This window comes from Mesorhizobium sp. P2_C5_2 (assembly GCF_056404535.1).
The window spans coordinates 785,835-801,361 of the sequence record NZ_JBFUDV010000005.1 but is presented as its reverse complement, the minus strand read 5'-3'; the positions used below and the strand labels follow the sequence as shown (position 1 = coordinate 801,361).

The following is a 15,527-nucleotide window of genomic DNA, read 5'->3' as shown; positions in this document are numbered from 1 at the left end:
CCATGGACGTCGCGTAGGGTTGGCCCTTACCAGCGCAATGTGGGCAAATGGTGACAGGTGTTTTAGTCAAACCTAACGCATTTCAGTGGGCGCATCAGCCCCAATCAGCGTCAGGCCGGAGGTCAAAACATCCGAAACAGCCTGCACCAGCCCTAGTCTGGCATGCGTCAATTGTCGGTCGTTAACCTTAACAAAACGTAAGTCGGGATTCTCGGTGCCCCGATTCCAGTGCCCATGAAAGCTGGAGGCCAGATCGTAGAGATAGAATGCCAGCCTATGCGGCTCCAGCGCAAGGGCCGCGGATTCGATCAGCCGGGGATATTCAGCCAGCTTCCGGATCAGGCCGATCTCGCCCTCATCGACGAGCGACGCCGAGGCGGCGGCCAGGCTCTTGCGGTCGAAATTCGCCTCGCCCAGCTGCTCGCTCGCCTGCCGGAACACCGAATGGCAACGCGCCGAGGCGTATTGCACGTAGAACACCGGGTTATCCTTGGATTGTTCGGTGACCTTGGCGAAGTCGAAGTCGAGCGGCGCGTCGCTCTTGCGGTAGAGCATCATGAAGCGGATCGCATCGCGGCCGACCTCCTCCACCACTTCGCGCAGCGTCACGAAGTCGCCCGACCGCTTCGACATCCGGACCGGTTCACCGTCGCGAAACAGCTTCACCAGATTGCACAACAGCACGGTCAGCTGGAGCTTCAGATCATCACCGGCAATCGCCCGCGCCAGCGCTTCCAGCCGCTTGACGTAGCCGCCATGGTCGGCGCCCAGCACATAGATCAGGTCGACGAAGCCGCGATCGACCTTGTCCTTGAGATAGGCGACGTCGGCGGCGAAATAGGTGAACGAGCCGTCGGACTTGACCAGCGCCCGGTCCATGTCGTCGCCGACCGCGGTCGAGCGGAACAAGGTCTGCTCGCGGTCTTCCCAGTCGTCCGGCTTCTCGCCCTTGGGCGGCGGCAGTTTGCCCTTGTAGATATGGCCCTTCAGCGTCAGGTCGTTGATCGCCGAGCGGATCTTCTTGGCATTGTCGGCATGCAGCGTGCGCTCGGAGAAGAACACGTCGTGATGGACGTTGAGCAGCGCCAGATCCGAGCGGATCATCGCCATCATGGCGTCGATCGTGCGGTCCTTGACGATGGCCAGCGCCTCGTCATCGGGCATTTGCAGCAGCTTGCGACCGAACTCGGCAACCAGCGCCTCGCCGACAGGCACAAGGTAATCGCCGGGGTAGAGACCGGCCGGTATCTCGCCAATGTCGTCGCCCAGCGCTTCGCGGTAGCGCAGGAAGGCCGAACGCCCGAGCACGTCGATCTGCGAGCCGGCGTCGTTGATGATGTATTCCTTGGTGACGTCGTAGCCGGCGAAGGCCATCAGATTGGCCAGCGTGTCGCCGACCACCGCGCCCCGGCAATGGCCGACATGCATAGGCCCGGTCGGGTTGGCCGAGACATATTCGACATTGGTCTTGCGGCCGCCACCGATGGTCGAGCGGCCATAGTTGCTGCCCTCGCCCAGCAGCGCGGTCAAATGCGCCTGCCAGAAGGCGTCCTTGAGCCTGAGATTGACGAAGCCGGGGCCGGCGACGTCGGCCATGGCGACATCGGCGTCGGTGCGCAGCACTTCCACCAGCCGTTCGGCCAGCGCGCGCGGGTTCTGTCCAGTCGGCTTGGCCAGCACCATCGCCGCATTGGTGGCGAGATCGCCATGGCTGGCATCGCGCGGCGGCTCGACGGCGATGCGCGACAGGTCGGGCGCAACGCCATTACTGTCTTTCAAATCAAGCGCTTCGACGGCTTTTGTGATTCGCGCGCTGAAATCGGCGAAGATGTTCATGGGTCTGACTCTGGCGGACTGTGCAGGGTGACCGGCTCGTTGGCCGGCAAATCGCGCCCGCCCTAGCTTAAATCGGGCGTATGGTCAAACAAGCGGCGGTGTTCCTTCAAGGCGTAGGTGTCGGTCATCCCCGCCAGGAAATCGGCGACACTGCGCGCCTTGATGCGATCCTCGGCCCTGTCGAGCCCTTCGCGCCAGCCATCAGGCATGGCGCGCGGATCGGCGAAATAGACATCGAACAGGTCGCGCACGATCTGCTCGGCATCGCCACGCACGCGCATCACCTCGTCATGCCGGTAGAGGTGCTTGTAGAGAAAGGTCTTCAATTCCTTCTCGGTCGCCGCCATCCCAGCGGAAAACGTCACCATCGTCTCGCCCGCCGCCCGCACCGCTTCGGCGCTGTCAGGTTTTATACGCGCCAGGTTTGCGGTGGTCGAAACAATGACATCCTCGACCATCATCGTGATCTGCCGGCGCATCAGCTCATGGCCGGTGCGGACGTCGTCAAGGCCAGGATAGCGGGCGCGCACGCCTGCGAGGATCGATCCCGGCAGCGCAACCTTCTCCAGCATGTCGAGTGTCAGGAAGCCGGAGCGCAGGCCGTCATCTATGTCATGGGTGTTGTAAGCGATGTCGTCGGCGATCGCCGCGCATTGCGCCTCTATGCCGGCGAAACGGTCGAGTTCGAGGTCGTGCAGCTCGGAATAGTCGCGGATCGCCTGCGGCACCGGGCCTTTGAGGCCTTTTCCCTTGGCATCGGTCAGCGGGCCATTGTGCTTGACCAGGCCTTCCAGCGTTTCCCAGGTCAGGTTCAGCCCGTCGAACTCGGCATAGCGCCGCTCCAGCCGCGTCACCACGCGCAGCGACTGCGCATTGTGGTCGAAGCCGCCCCAGGCGGCCATCCGCTCGTTCAGCGCGTCCTCGCCGGTATGGCCGAACGGCGTGTGGCCGAAATCGTGCACCAGGGCGACTGCCTCGGCCAGATCTTCGTCACCGCGCAGCGCCCGCGCCAAAGCCCGCGCGATCTGCGCCACCTCGATCGAATGAGTCAGCCTTGTGCGATAATGGTCGCCCTCATGGGCGACGAACACCTGCGTCTTGTGCTTCAGCCGGCGAAACGCGGTGGAATGGATGATGCGGTCGCGGTCTCGCTGGAACGGCGTGCGGGTCGGGCTCTCAGCCTCGTCATAGAGCCGCCCGCGCGACTTGGCCGGATCGCTGGCATAGGCCGCGCGCGGCCGATAGCCGAACCCAATGTCGCCAAGCTCATTTGTCATGGCTGATGCCGCCGCAGTTGACTTGCCCCTTCCCGCTTCATACCTATCATGTGAAACCGAAAGCAAGGTGACGCCCATGGGCGCTGATGCCAAGACTGCCATGAAAGTCGAGATGACCGACTCCGCCGCCAGGCGGATCGCGAAAATCGTCTCTGGCGAAGCCGGCAAGACGGCGCTGCGCGTTTCCGTCGAAGGCGGCGGCTGCTCCGGCTTTTCCTACAAGTTCGACCTGGTCGACACGCGCAATGACGACGACGTCGCCATCGAAAAGGACGGCGCCACCGTGCTGATCGACGATTTGTCGCTTGTCTATATGGGCGGCTCGGTCATCGACTTCGTCGACGATCTGATGGGTCAGTCGTTCCAGATCCGCAACCCGAATGCAGTAGCCTCCTGCGGCTGCGGCACCAGTTTCTCCATCTAGCAGATGTTTGCCATCGGCGCGGTCCGCCAGGTCGCGCTGTCGGCCGGGCGCGATCTCGACGTCACATTGGCGTTCTGGCGTGACGTGCTCGGCCTGGGCGTGCACGCCCGCTACGATCCGCCGGGCATGGCCTTCATCATGGCCGGTGATATCAGGCTGCTGTTCACCGATGGCGTGCCGGCCGGCACCGTCTATCTCGACATAACAGGCCTCGAAGCCTTCCACGCCGAGGCCAAAGCATCCGGCGTTCCCTTCACCGCGCCGCCTGCGCTCGTCCACAAAGACACCGAAGGCACGTTCGGTCCAGCGGGGGAAAGCGAGTGGATGGCCTTTCTAAAGGACCCGGCAGGCAATACGATCGGGCTTGTCGAACGTCTCCCGCCTGAACATCCCTGAGGCCGCCCATGAAAATCGTCACCTGGAACATCAACGGCGTTCGCGCTCGCATTGGCAATCTCACCCATTGGCTGACCGAGAGCCAGCCCGACATCGTCTGCCTGCAGGAGATCAAGACGGTCGACGAGCAGTTCCCGCGCGCCGAGATCGAGGCGCTTGGCTACAACGTCGAAACCCATGGCCAGAAAGGCTTCAACGGCGTCGCTCTGCTGTCGAAGCTTCCCTTCGACGAGGTTGTCAGGGGCCTGCCCGGCGACGACACGGATGAGCAGGCACGTTTTATCGAAGGCGTATTCTCGACCGACCAGGGCGCGCTGCGCGTCGCCTCGCTCTATCTGCCCAACGGCAACCCGATCGATGACGAGAAGAAGTTCCCCTACAAGCTGGCCTGGATGGAGCGGCTGTATCGCTGGGCAGAGCAGCGGCTGCTTCTGGAAGAAGCGCTGGTGCTGGCCGGCGACTACAATGTCATCCCCGAACCGATCGATGCGCGCTTCCCCGAGAACTGGCTGGGCGACGCGCTGTTCCAGCCGCAGACGCGGCAAGCGTTCCGCCGGCTGAAGAATCTCGGCTTCACCGAGGCTGTGCGCGCCGTCACCGACGCAACCGACGTCTACACTTTCTGGGATTACCAGGCCGGCGCCTGGCAGAAGAACAACGGCATTCGTATCGACCATCTACTGTTGTCGCCCGAAGCCGCCAACCGCTTTTCCTCGGCCTCGATCGAAAAGCATGTGCGCGCCTGGGAAAAACCTTCCGACCATGTGCCGGCGGCGATCGATCTGGCGCTGCAGCCGGCCTGACAATTCCTAGGAACCCTGATATCGCCACAATCGCGCAGTTGATTGAAATCAGCATGGCGGCTGGGGTTCCATGACCATACGATTCCTTCTTTGTCCGATCGGCTTGGCTTTTGCCTTGGGCGCACCTGCGACGGCCTTCGCCGACCAGCAGTGCCTGGCCAATGGCAAGTCGTACCAGGTCGGCCAGGTCGCTTGCCTGACGGTTTCCGACCAGAGCCATATGGCCCGCTGCGACCTGGTGCTCAACAACACCTCATGGACGAAGATCGACGACACCTGCCCCGACAACACGATGAAGCCGCACCTGCACGTCACGCCGATCTCGATGCCGGCGCAAAACGCGGTGCCGACGGAACCGACTGCGAACTGACAGGTCGCTTCGTCGACGCCTTTAAGGCTCGGCTGGGCTTGAAAGGTTGGCGCCGCCCCTCATTACCCTGCCGGGCATTTCTCCCCGTGAACGGGGAGAAAGAGGCTGGCCGCAACGCCGGCGCTTTCTCCTGCAAACGCTGAAAGTTGGCGAAAGCATTGACGACAGCGACCTTTCTCCCCGTCACTATACGGGGAGAAATGCCCGGCAGGGCAATGAGGGGCAGCGCAGACTTTGGAAGCTTAATTCTTCAGTTGAAGAGCTCGGCGATCATCCCGCCGAGCAACCCTTACTGGTCGCCGCCGCCCTTGGTTAGGATGTCGTCGGCCAGCGAAATGGCGGTGCGGCGGTCGGCTTCGCCGGCGGCGGCGAACGCCTCTTCCTGCATGCCGCGGATCCATGGCTGGTCGGCCGGCGAGGCGCGTTCGAGCGCAGCCGTCATCATCGCCAGCCCGCGCACGATCTTGCCGCTCTGGAAAAGCAGGTTGCCCAGTGTCGCCTGGGCGCCGGCATGGCCCTTTTCGGCGGCGAGTTGGAACCAGCGACCGGCCTGCTTGACGCTGGCCTTGACGCCGCCCTCGCCCTTCAGGAACATCTGGCCCATCTCGAACTGAGCGTTCGGATTGCGGTAATTGGCGGCTGCGCGCATGTAATATTCCTGCGCCGCGACCTCGTTTTCCTCGACCGGGCTGCCGGGAATGCCGGTCCTGAGATAGTCGCCCAGCGCCACCAGCGCGTCGGAGACATAGCTTTCCTCCGGCGATCCCGGCTCGACGTCCTGATCGACGATCTCGGAGAAGAACTTGAAGGCCGCATAGTCGTCGCGCGTCACGCCGTCGCCTTCGGCATACATACGTGCGAGCTTCCAGGTGGCGCCGATCTGGCCGTTCTCGGCGGCGTATTTATAAGCCTCGACCGCCTGTTCCTTGTGGCCGCTCTTGTAGGCGGAGAAGCCGAACTGGAACACGGCCCATGGGCTCGATTGCGGCTTCACGCCGGTCTTGTCGTCGAACACCTTGTCGTCGAAGGCCATGGCCTGGCCCACGGCGCCAAAGATCGCGATAGCGACCAGTGCCGGAAGGACAGACGACCTCAACAACTCAGATATCCGCATAGCAATGTGTTTCTTTGGCACCGCCGGGATGGGTGACCGCGCCGTCGCGGGCAGGCCCTACCGTCTGTGCGTATTTCCAGATCGCGCCCGACTGATAGTCGGTTGTGCGCGCCTTCCAAGTCTTCGCCCTCGTTGCCAGTTCGGCTTCGGACAGGTCGACCTCGATCGTGCCTTTGGTTGCATCGATCGAGATCAAATCGCCGTCTTTCAAGAGCCCGATCGGTCCGCCAACGGCTGCTTCGGGGCCGACATGGCCGATGCAGAACCCGCGCGTCGCGCCCGAAAAACGGCCGTCGGTGATGAGGGCGACCTTGCCGCCCATGCCCTGGCCGTAGAGAGCGGCCGTTGTCGACAGCATCTCGCGCATGCCGGGGCCGCCGCGCGGACCCTCGTAACGGATGACGAGAACCTCGCCTTCCCGGTAGTTGCGGTGCGTGACCGCCTCGAAACATTCCTCTTCCGAATCGAAACAGCGTGCCGGGCCTGAGAATTTCAGCTCCGTCATACCCGCGACCTTCACGATCGCACCTTCGGGGGCAAGGTTGCCCTTCAAGCCCACGACACCGCCGGTTTGGGTGATTGGTCGGTTGGCGGGACGGACCACATCCTGGCTATCATTCCAGGCAACGTGCTCCATGTTTTCGGCCAAAGTACGGCCAGTCACAGTGAGACAGTCGCCATGCAAATAGCCGTGGTCGAGCAACGTCTTCATCAACAGCGGAATGCCGCCGGCCTCGAACATGTCCTTGGCGACATATTTGCCGCCCGGCTTGAGGTCGGCGATGTAGGGCGTCTTCTCGAAAATCGCGGCGACATCGAAGAGGTCGAACTTGATCCCGGCCTCGTGCGCGATGGCCGGCAGATGCAGCGCGGCATTGGTCGAGCCGCCGGTGGCCGAGACCACGGTCGCCGCATTCTCCAGCGCCTTCAGCGTGACGATGTCGCGCGGCCGGATGTTTTTGGCGATCAGCTCCATGATCTTTTCGCCGGAGGCGAAGTTGAAGCGGTCGCGCATTTCGTAAGGCGCCGGCGCGCCGCAGGAATAGGGCAGCGCCAGGCCGATCGCCTCGGCGACGGTGGCCATGGTGTTGGCGGTGAACTGGGCGCCGCAGGAGCCGGCCGACGGACAGGCGACCTGCTCGATTTCGAGCAGTTCAGCGTCACTGATCGTGCCGACCGAATGCTGGCCGACCGCCTCGAACACATCCTGTACGGTGATCTGCCGGCCGCGATAGCTGCCAGGCAGGATCGAGCCGCCATAGATGAAGATCGACGGCACGTTGAGCCGCACCATGGCCATCATCATGCCGGGCAGCGACTTGTCGCAGCCGGCAAGCCCGACCAGCGCATCATAGCAATGGCCGCGCATGGTGAGTTCGACTGAGTCCGCAATGACATCGCGCGACACCAGCGACGACTTCATGCCCTGGTGGCCCATGGCGATGCCGTCGGTGACGGTGATGGTGCAGAATTCGCGCGGCGTGCCGTTGGCGGCGGCCACGCCCTTCTTGACCACTTGCGCCTGGCGCATCAGCGAGATGTTGCAAGGTGCCGCTTCGTTCCAGCAGGAGGCGACACCGACCAGCGGTTGCGCGATCTCGGCTGCCGACAGGCCCATGGCATAGAGATATGAGCGGTGCGGCGCACGCGCCGGACCGACGGTCACATGGCGGCTAGGCAGCTTGGCCTTGGAGATGACTCTGGCGTCCATACTCTTCCTTGCCGCGGGCGGTGCGGCCTGCCTCATCGCCGAGCCTTCTGGCGCGTGTCCCGAGACAAATTCGAGGTGCGCCGGGTTTATGGCGGGAAATAGGCAATTTCCTCTGGCGGAACTGTAGCGCGGGGGTTGTTCAGAAACTGTTGCCAAAACGTCACAATCGCGAGAGGCGACGCCTGTGCGGCGTATCTGCAACGCCAGCCCTTGCCGGCACGGCCTAATGCTGTTGCTGCAAAACGAAAAAGGCCGGGCGATGCCCGGCCTTTTTTTGAATTTCCAAAGACTTAGAACTTGACCTTGACGCCGCCAGAAATGGCCGTGACCAGATCGTTGCCGAAATCGTAGCTGACGTCGGTGCCGGCCACATAGCCGTTCTCGTCGGTCAGGGTCCCGGAATGGCCGCTGGTCAAGACGCCGACGGCGCCGGCCAGACGCACTTCGATATTGGGCGAGGGTGTGTAGGCGACGCCGCCACCCAGGGTCCAGGTATCGCTCTGCGAACCGTAGCCGTGCGAGGTGCCGCGATCCCAAGCAATCTGGACCGCACCGCTCCACTGCTCGTTGAACTTGTGGCCGATGCCGGTAGTGACCGTCCAGCCGTCGCGATACATCAGGTCAAGCGAAGTCCACTTGACCGGTATGGGAGACGTCGTCGTGCAAGCCGCAATGCCCTTGGTCGCCTGCGAGCAGATCGGAATGCTCTGCAGCACGCTCCAGTTGACCCACTTGATCGAACCGAAGGCGAGCCAGCCAGGCGCGATGCCCGACTGAAGTTTCATTTCCACCGAATCCGGCATCGAGGCTTCGCCGTAGATCGGAATGACAGGTCCACCGACATTCGTCAGATCGAGTTCGCCCTTAAGGTTGTCGAGCTTGACCTGCGAATTGTAGACGAGGCTGGCGCGCAGCGCGATCTCTGGGATTTCGTAGGCGAGGCCAGCGCGCCAGCCCCAGCCGCTGCTCGACAGATCAACACGACCGGTGCCGCCGAAATTGGGCACCAGCGGCGACACGAGGCTTTCCTTGAAGCCGTAGACCTCCTGGTAGAAGACGCCACCGATGAAGCGAAGCTGGCCCTTGCCCGCATCCATCTTGTAGGAGCAGGTGGCGGCATAGTTGTCGCTCTTGATTTCGGTTTCCATGTTGGACTGGGCGCCATTCCACTGGCCGGGAGCGGTATGCGCGCCCCAAGGCTGGGAATAGTCGGCCATACAGTCAACGCCTTGCACAATCTGGGCCTTGACGCCGATGCGCGGCACCCAATAGCTCTCGCTGTCGTGAGCAGAGCTCATGCCCGTCACGGTTCCATCGAACGGATTGGTGTCCACCGCATTCTTGAGCTTGCGCTCGGGCATCACATAGGTCGCCTCGGCTTCCGTGGCGAAGGGAGCCGGATCGAACAGAAGGTCGATGTCGTAGCCCCCGCGCTCGATGCCGCCGGCATGCACTGAACCGATCAAGCCCAGCGAAAAACACCCCGCCCCCAGCAGTGTTTTCAAACGCAAATTGTTCATGGATGTCCTCCCCGAAATACTGGTGCGTCAAGCTAGAACCAATTCAGGTTAACGGTGCAACAATGAATTCACATAGCGTACACGTACACTCTTGCGGACCGCATTTCGAACACAGTGGCGGCCTTGGCCAGCAGGTCCGAAAATGACCACTTGGGAGGCACACTAGGAAAAAAATCAGAAAAAAACGCTTAAAACGGCACGAAATCCGGCTATTTTGCCGGCATTCCGCCCGATTGTTACATTATGGCAACAATGGGGCTGAAACTTTCCGTTTACGTCAACATTAACGCAACGGAATGCCTGTTTTTTGGGCAAAAGAGCCGTCGCGACCCGCTTGTCAGCGCCTCGCGAATCCGGTTCTCAACCGGCGTCGCGCACCCTTGTCAACGCCACCGAAAGCTTCTCCTGCTGATCGCGGTATTCGTCGAGTTTTTCGCGCTCGGCTGCGACGATCTCTTCCGGCGCGCTGGCGACGAATCGTTCGTTCGACAGCTTCTTGTGCAACCGCGCGATTTCCTCGGTCACCTTGGCCAGTTCCTTCTGCAGTCGCGCCGCCTCGGCGGAGAGATCGATCAGGCTGCCGAGCGGCAGGCAGATCGTCGCCTCGTTGAGCACGATCTGGGCCGAGCCCTTGGGTGCGGCGTCCTGCAGCGAGATGTCGCCGACCCGCGCCAGCCGCTTGATGGCGGAAGCATGGCGTTCCAGCCTTTGGTGGGTCTCGGCGCTGGCGCCGACCACCACCAGCGGCGCGATGGCCGCCGGCGGCACGTTCATCTCCGAGCGCACCGAGCGAATGCCGGAGACCAGATCGACCAGCCAGTTGATGTCGGCGGCCGCATCGGCGTCCTCGAAGTCCGGTGACGGCCAGGCGGCGTGGCAGAGCAACGAGTCTCGCGTCATGCCCTCGCCTGCCGTCTGCGCCCACAATTCCTCGGTCATGAACGGCATCATCGGGTGAAGCAGCTTGTAGATCTCGTCGAGCACGAACGCGACGCAGGCGCGGCTTTCCGCCTTGGCCGCCTCGTCAGTGCCCATGAACACCGGCTTCAACAGTTCCAGATACCAGTCGCAGAACAGGTTCCAGACGAAGCGGTAGGCAGCGCCCGCAGCTTCGTTGAAGCGGTATGAGGTGATGCCCTCGGTGATCGCGTGCGACGCCCTGGTCAGCTCGGTCAGGATCCAGCGGTTGACCGGCAGCTTGGCGTCGTTCAGCCAGAAATCGTCATTGCGGGCGACCTCGTTCATCTCGGCAAAGCGCGTCGCGTTCCACAGCTTGGTACCGAAATTGCGGTAGCCGGCGATGCGCGCCGGATCGAGCTTCACATCGCGCCCCTGCGCCGCCATCACCGTCAACGTGAAGCGCAGTGCGTCGGCGCCAAACTCGTCGATGAGGTCGAGCGGATCGATGACGTTGCCCTTCGACTTCGACATCTTCTGCCCGTTCTTGTCGCGCACCAGCGCATGCACATAGACGGTGTGGAACGGCTCCTCATGCATGAAATGCAGGCCCATCATCATCATCCGGGCAACCCAGAAGAAGATGATGTCGAAGCCGGTCACCAGCACGTCGGTCTGGTAATAGGTCTTCAGCTCCGGCGTGTGATCCGGCCAGCCCAGCGTCGAGAACGGCCACAGCGCCGAGGAGAACCAGGTGTCGAGAACATCCTCGTCGCGGGTCAGGATTTCGCCCGGCTTGAAATTCTCGAGCTTGTCCTCGACCCAGGCCTTCCACGGCCCTTCCAGCGCCAGATAATATTCGATCGCGGCGGCCAGCGCCTCTTCCTCGGTCTTCTCGACAAAGACGCGCCCGTCCGGCCCGTACCAGGCCGGAATCTGATGGCCCCACCACAGCTGACGTGAAATGCACCAGGGCTGGATGTTCTCCATCCAGTCGAAATAGGTCTTTTCCCAGTTCTTCGGCACGAAGTTGGTACGGCCCTCGCGCACCGAGGCGATCGCCGGCTTGGCGAGCTCCGCGGCATTGGCATACCACTGCTCGGTCAGGAACGGCTCGATCGGCACGCCGCCGCGATCGCCATGCGGCACGGCGTGGCGATGCGGCTCGATCTTGTCGAGAAAGCCGCCGGCCTCCATCAGCTCGACGATCTTCTTGCGCGCGGCGAAACGGTCGAGACCGTCGAGTTCGTCCCAGATGGCCTGACGCTCGGGCGTGATCTCAAGGCCAGCGAGGAAGTCCTCGTTGTCCTTGAGTTTGATGGCTGCCTCGATGGTCAGGATGTTGATTGCCGGCAGCTTGTGGCGCTTGCCGACCTCGAAATCGTTGAAGTCGTGCGCCGGCGTGATCTTGACCGCGCCGGAGCCTTTTTCCGGATCGGAATACTCGTCCGCCACAACAGGGATCTTTCGGCCAACGATCGGCAGCACGACATTCTTGCCGACCAGATGCCGGTAGCGCTCGTCGTCCGGGTGCACGGCGACTGCCGTATCGCCCAGCATCGTCTCCGGGCGGGTGGTCGCCACGGTGATGAAGGTTGCTGGATTTTCCGGATCGAAAACCTCGCCTTCGATCGGATAGCGGAAGTGCCAGAGATTGCCGTTGACCTCCTGCGGCTCGACCTCAAGGTCGGAGATCGCGGTCAACAGCTTGGGGTCCCAGTTCACAAGGCGCTTGTCCTTGTAGATCAGCCCTTGCTTGTAGAGGGTGACGAAGACTTCGAGCACGGCCTTGGACAGGCCTTCATCCATGGTGAAGCGTTCGCGCGACCAGTCGGCCGAGGCGCCAAGCCGCTTCAGCTGATTGAAGATGGCGCCACCGGATTCGGCCTTCCACTCCCAGACCTTCTCGATGAACTGTTCGCGGGTGAGATCGCGGCGATGGATCTGCTTTTCCATCAGCTGGCGTTCGACCACCATCTGCGTGGCGATGCCGGCATGGTCCATGCCGGGCTGCCACAGCACGTTCTTGCCGCGCATGCGCTCGAAGCGCACCAATATGTCCTGCAGCGTGTTGTTGAGCGCGTGGCCCATATGCAGCGAACCGGTGACGTTGGGCGGCGGGATGACGATGGTGAAGGCCTCCGCCCCCTCCTCGGCGCCGGCGCCGGCGCGAAATGCGTCCGCCTCTTCCCAGATTTTGGCGATCTTGGGCTCGACGGTTTTGGCGTCGTAGGTCTTTTCAAGCATGGGAAAATGGTCCGCGCTGTCGGGATTTTTGCTGGTTCGGTGTAAATCGGAAGGTCTTGGGCAAGTCAACCGCAAGGGCGGTCAACGGTACCAGCCATTAGATAGGGCGGCATAGATCGAGGCAACAGACCCGGGCGCGGCCTTGGCCTCGGTCTCGACCTTAAGCCGCAAACCATCATACTTTCCAGCTGCTGCTGCAGGGCGCACCGGCCAGGCTCTACCTGACCCGCGACGAAAAAGCGCCGCCCAAGGGCAGCGCTTTAATCCGGAATGGGCTGTAACTCTTACTGGGCGCCGCGCGCGACGCGCTCGATTTCCTCGCGCACCAAGCGCTCGACCAGCGTCGGCAGATTGTTGTCCAGCCAGTCCTGCAGCATCGGCCGCAGCATCTCCTCGGCCATCTCGTCGAAGGTCTTCTTGCTGCGGCTGGCAAAGGCGTCGGAGAGTTCGCCGAAGGCCGCCGCGACTTGCCGTCCCGTATGTTCCGAAACGATCGCCGGACGGACCGGCATTGCATCGGCCTGGCGCGCCTGCTCGCCGCGCGAAGGGCTAGGCTCGAAAGTCGGCTCGGCCGCCAGATCGTCCTCGAAAGCCTCGATCTCCACGGATACAGCCTGCTGCCTCCCCGTCTCTTGCTGCTTAGTCTCCTGCGGCCTGACTTCCTGCGGCTTGGCCACATCGGCGGGCTTTGTCTGACTGCCCACGGCTGCAATTTCGCGCCGCCAATCGGTGACGATCGAATCGGTGGTTTCCGCCTTTGCCCGGGCCGGCGCCTCTGTCCTGGCCGCCGGAGCAGACTCGCTTGCGATTCTGGCACTCACTTCCGCCAGGGTCATCGGCGCATGCGCGGGAGGCGCGACGGTCGTCGGCGCCGGATTTGCCGGTGCCGGAGCGCTCGGCTTCATCGGAGCCGGCTCGGGGCGTGTCTCCAGCCGCGTCACCAACGGCTCGGTCAGTTGGGCCTGCACCTCGGCCAGCGTCAACGGCTTCTTGCTTTCGGCCGCGCTGTGCAGTTCGCTGCGGAAGGCCTCGACATCCGACGCCGGTCCGGCGGCCGGCGCAAGATCCTGGCGCAGCTCATCGGCGTCACCCGGCTGCTTGCGGCCGGTGTCGCTGTCTTCGATGATCCTCCTGATGGAAGCCAGTATTTCTTCCATGGATGGTTCGCGCTGTGCGCTGCTTGCCGTCGCCATCGTCACATCCGCCGCCCTTGTGACCCGTTTGCAGATTCCTGTCCGTCAAAGCCGGGCACGAATCATGGCGACAGCGTAGCCGACGGATCGCCATCCGAGAATCCCCAATCTCGGGAGATGCGGGATTTCAACAATTTAGACATGGCTCAGAGCCGAAGGCCCTCTTTCGGAAAAGATCATGTCGCTACAAAAGGATAGCGCCGCGCATCCCTGAGATGCGCGGCGCTCCAATGCTTCAATCCTGGCGGGATTTGAACCGCCTGGGCGCGGTCAGCGGCCGTCCGGCGTGCGCAGCCCGATCCACTTGTCCTTCACGGCTCTGTAGTGCTCTTCAGGCTTGTACTTCACCACATTCAACGCCAGGCGCTCGACCGACAGGCGGCCCATGGCCGAAAGGATGGCGTAGCTCGCCACCACCACATCGCGCTCGGAGCTGGCGAGGTCGATCTTGGCCGAGATGACGGCGTTCTGGGCGTTCAACACGTCGAGCGTGGTGCGCTGGCCGACATTGCGCTCTTCGATGACGCCGTTGAGCGCCAATTGCGCGGCGGCGATGACCTGCCGGTTGGCGTCAACGCTTTCCTGCGCAGCGGTATATTGCGTCCATGCTGACGTCACCGCCTGGCGGACCTGGTCGCGGTTGACATCGACTTCGATGCGAGCCTGGCTAAGCGATTCCTTCGACTGGCGGACCAGGGCGGAGGTGCGACCGCCCGAATAGATCGGAATGGTCAGCGTCGCACCGATGTTGGCGGAACGGGTGGTGCCATTCGGCGACGACAGAGAGTCCGGCGAGTTTTTGGAGTAGTCGTCCGAAACGCTGGCGGAAGCGGAAAGCTGAGGCAGCAGCGCCCCTTCCTGCGACTTCACCGCAAACCCCGCCGCATCGACCAGATGCTCAGTGGCGAGAATGGCCGGATGTTCGGTCGCCGCGATGCCGATCGCCGCATCGAGACTCCTTGGCAAAAGCTTCGCCAGCGGCGACGCCGCCTTGAGCTTGCCCGGATCGTCGCCGACGATCTGGCGATAGGTCGCGGCACTGGCCAGCGCCTGCGCGCGGGCCGCACTCAACTGCGCCACCGCGGCCGAGCGCGAGGCGTCGGCTTGGGCCACGTCGGTGCGCGTGCCTTCGCCAACCTCGAAGCGCGAGCGCGCCGCGCGCGCCTGCTCGGTCAGGAACTGCAAATTCTGTTCCGTCAGCACCGCCACCTGGCGGTCGTGGATGACATCCATATAGGCGCTTGCCGCGTTGAACAGCGTGTTCTCTTCGGTGTTGCGCAAGCTCTCGACCGACGCCTTGACCTGCGCCTCGGCCGCCGCGACGTTGTTCTTGGTCTGAAACCCGTCGAACAATGTCTGATTGATGGTGACGCCGAAGCTACCGGTTGTCAGACGAGTGCCGGCGTTTGAGCCGTTGAGGTGCCGGCTGGAGTAGCCGACGTCCGCGCTGCCGGCAATGGTCGGCCTGTATCCCGACTTGGCGATGGCCACGCCCTCATCGGTGACGCGCACGCCGGCGCGGGCGGAATTCAGCGACGAATTGTTCTGGTAAGCCTTGGAAAGCGCGCCGAGAATGGTTTCCGCCGAGGCGGCTATCGGCGAAAGCGCTGTCGCGGAAATGAGGACGGTAACAAACAAACTCTTGGCTAAGGACGGCACTTTAAATCCCTCATTCGTTTTGCACGGGAACCACGCCACGCCGGCCCATCCCTCGGGATCAGCCAGCGCCGCGTCGATTT

General features: G+C 62.7%; 12 protein-coding genes. 4 read left to right on the top strand and 8 right to left on the bottom strand.

Translation table 11 applies throughout. The features are described from left to right. Positions 1–72: 72 nt before the first annotated feature. Positions 73–1,836: an arginine--tRNA ligase gene (argS, locus tag AC1D1B_RS22340; RefSeq protein WP_477334557.1), complete on the bottom strand. Its 1,764-nt coding sequence runs from the start codon at positions 1,834–1,836 to the stop codon at positions 73–75. 62 nt (positions 1,837–1,898) lie between these two features. Next, the gene (locus tag AC1D1B_RS22335; protein ID WP_477334556.1) at positions 1,899–3,113 is read right to left on the bottom strand and encodes a deoxyguanosinetriphosphate triphosphohydrolase; all 1,215 of its coding nucleotides are present in this window, start codon (positions 3,111–3,113) and stop codon (positions 1,899–1,901) included. 76 nt (positions 3,114–3,189) lie between these two features. Here AC1D1B_RS22335 and erpA point away from each other — a divergent pair, with 76 nt between their 5' ends. The 4 genes from erpA to AC1D1B_RS22315 all read left to right on the top strand — a co-directional run bounded on the left by erpA (position 3,190) and on the right by AC1D1B_RS22315 (position 5,106). Continuing rightward, positions 3,190–3,537 carry an iron-sulfur cluster insertion protein ErpA gene (gene erpA, locus AC1D1B_RS22330; protein ID WP_142865088.1) on the top strand — a complete coding sequence of 116 codons (348 nt, stop codon included), beginning with the start codon at positions 3,190–3,192 and terminating at the stop codon, positions 3,535–3,537. 3 nt (positions 3,538–3,540) lie between these two features. Further along, on the top strand, positions 3,541–3,933 hold the full coding sequence (locus tag AC1D1B_RS22325; protein WP_477334555.1) for a VOC family protein: 393 nt from the start codon (positions 3,541–3,543) through the stop codon (positions 3,931–3,933). Positions 3,934–3,941: 8 nt separating this feature from the next. Then, the gene (xth, locus tag AC1D1B_RS22320) at positions 3,942–4,736 is read left to right on the top strand and encodes an exodeoxyribonuclease III (protein ID WP_477334554.1); all 795 of its coding nucleotides are present in this window, start codon (positions 3,942–3,944) and stop codon (positions 4,734–4,736) included. A gap of 70 nt (positions 4,737–4,806) precedes the next feature. Continuing rightward, positions 4,807–5,106: a hypothetical protein gene (locus tag AC1D1B_RS22315; protein ID WP_477334553.1), complete on the top strand. Its 300-nt coding sequence runs from the start codon at positions 4,807–4,809 to the stop codon at positions 5,104–5,106. Between the two features lie 289 nt (positions 5,107–5,395). Here AC1D1B_RS22315 and AC1D1B_RS22310 read toward each other — a convergent pair whose 3' ends face one another. The 6 genes from AC1D1B_RS22310 to AC1D1B_RS22285 all read right to left on the bottom strand — a co-directional run bounded on the left by AC1D1B_RS22310 (position 5,396) and on the right by AC1D1B_RS22285 (position 15,447). Further along, entirely contained in the window at positions 5,396–6,220 is an 825-nt protein-coding gene (locus AC1D1B_RS22310) for a tetratricopeptide repeat protein (RefSeq protein ID WP_477334552.1), read from the bottom strand. After that, positions 6,207–7,931 carry a dihydroxy-acid dehydratase gene (gene ilvD / locus AC1D1B_RS22305; protein ID WP_477334551.1) on the bottom strand — a complete coding sequence of 575 codons (1,725 nt, stop codon included), beginning with the start codon at positions 7,929–7,931 and terminating at the stop codon, positions 6,207–6,209. The genes AC1D1B_RS22310 and ilvD overlap by 14 nt, the downstream gene beginning before the upstream one ends. A gap of 290 nt (positions 7,932–8,221) precedes the next feature. Next, a complete protein-coding gene (locus AC1D1B_RS22300; protein WP_477334550.1) occupies positions 8,222–9,451 on the bottom strand; it encodes an outer membrane protein transport protein in 1,230 nt (409 codons plus the stop codon). Between the two features lie 360 nt (positions 9,452–9,811). Further along, the gene (locus tag AC1D1B_RS22295) at positions 9,812–12,595 is read right to left on the bottom strand and encodes a valine--tRNA ligase (RefSeq protein WP_477334549.1); all 2,784 of its coding nucleotides are present in this window, start codon (positions 12,593–12,595) and stop codon (positions 9,812–9,814) included. 284 nt (positions 12,596–12,879) lie between these two features. After that, positions 12,880–13,788, bottom strand: a complete 909-nt coding sequence (locus AC1D1B_RS22290) for a PopZ family protein (RefSeq protein WP_477334548.1) — start codon at positions 13,786–13,788, stop codon at positions 12,880–12,882. Positions 13,789–14,058: 270 nt separating this feature from the next. Then, a complete protein-coding gene (locus AC1D1B_RS22285; RefSeq protein WP_477334547.1) occupies positions 14,059–15,447 on the bottom strand; it encodes a TolC family outer membrane protein in 1,389 nt (462 codons plus the stop codon). Positions 15,448–15,527: the final 80 nt, after the last annotated feature.

Coding starts and splice junctions, on each gene's coding strand:
- AC1D1B_RS22310 (WP_477334552.1), bottom strand. CDS start 6,220: ATGCGGATATCTGAGTTGTTGAGGTCGTCTGTCCTTCCGGCACTGGTC.
- ilvD (WP_477334551.1), bottom strand. CDS start 7,931: ATGGACGCCAGAGTCATCTCCAAGGCCAAGCTGCCTAGCCGCCATGTG.
- AC1D1B_RS22315 (WP_477334553.1), top strand. CDS start 4,807: ATGACCATACGATTCCTTCTTTGTCCGATCGGCTTGGCTTTTGCCTTG.
- AC1D1B_RS22300 (WP_477334550.1), bottom strand. CDS start 9,451: ATGAACAATTTGCGTTTGAAAACACTGCTGGGGGCGGGGTGTTTTTCG.
- xth (WP_477334554.1), top strand. CDS start 3,942: ATGAAAATCGTCACCTGGAACATCAACGGCGTTCGCGCTCGCATTGGC.
- AC1D1B_RS22325 (WP_477334555.1), top strand. CDS start 3,541: ATGTTTGCCATCGGCGCGGTCCGCCAGGTCGCGCTGTCGGCCGGGCGC.
- AC1D1B_RS22295 (WP_477334549.1), bottom strand. CDS start 12,595: ATGCTTGAAAAGACCTACGACGCCAAAACCGTCGAGCCCAAGATCGCC.
- erpA (WP_142865088.1), top strand. CDS start 3,190: ATGGGCGCTGATGCCAAGACTGCCATGAAAGTCGAGATGACCGACTCC.
- argS (WP_477334557.1), bottom strand. CDS start 1,836: ATGAACATCTTCGCCGATTTCAGCGCGCGAATCACAAAAGCCGTCGAA.
- AC1D1B_RS22290 (WP_477334548.1), bottom strand. CDS start 13,788: ATGGCGACGGCAAGCAGCGCACAGCGCGAACCATCCATGGAAGAAATA.
- AC1D1B_RS22335 (WP_477334556.1), bottom strand. CDS start 3,113: ATGACAAATGAGCTTGGCGACATTGGGTTCGGCTATCGGCCGCGCGCG.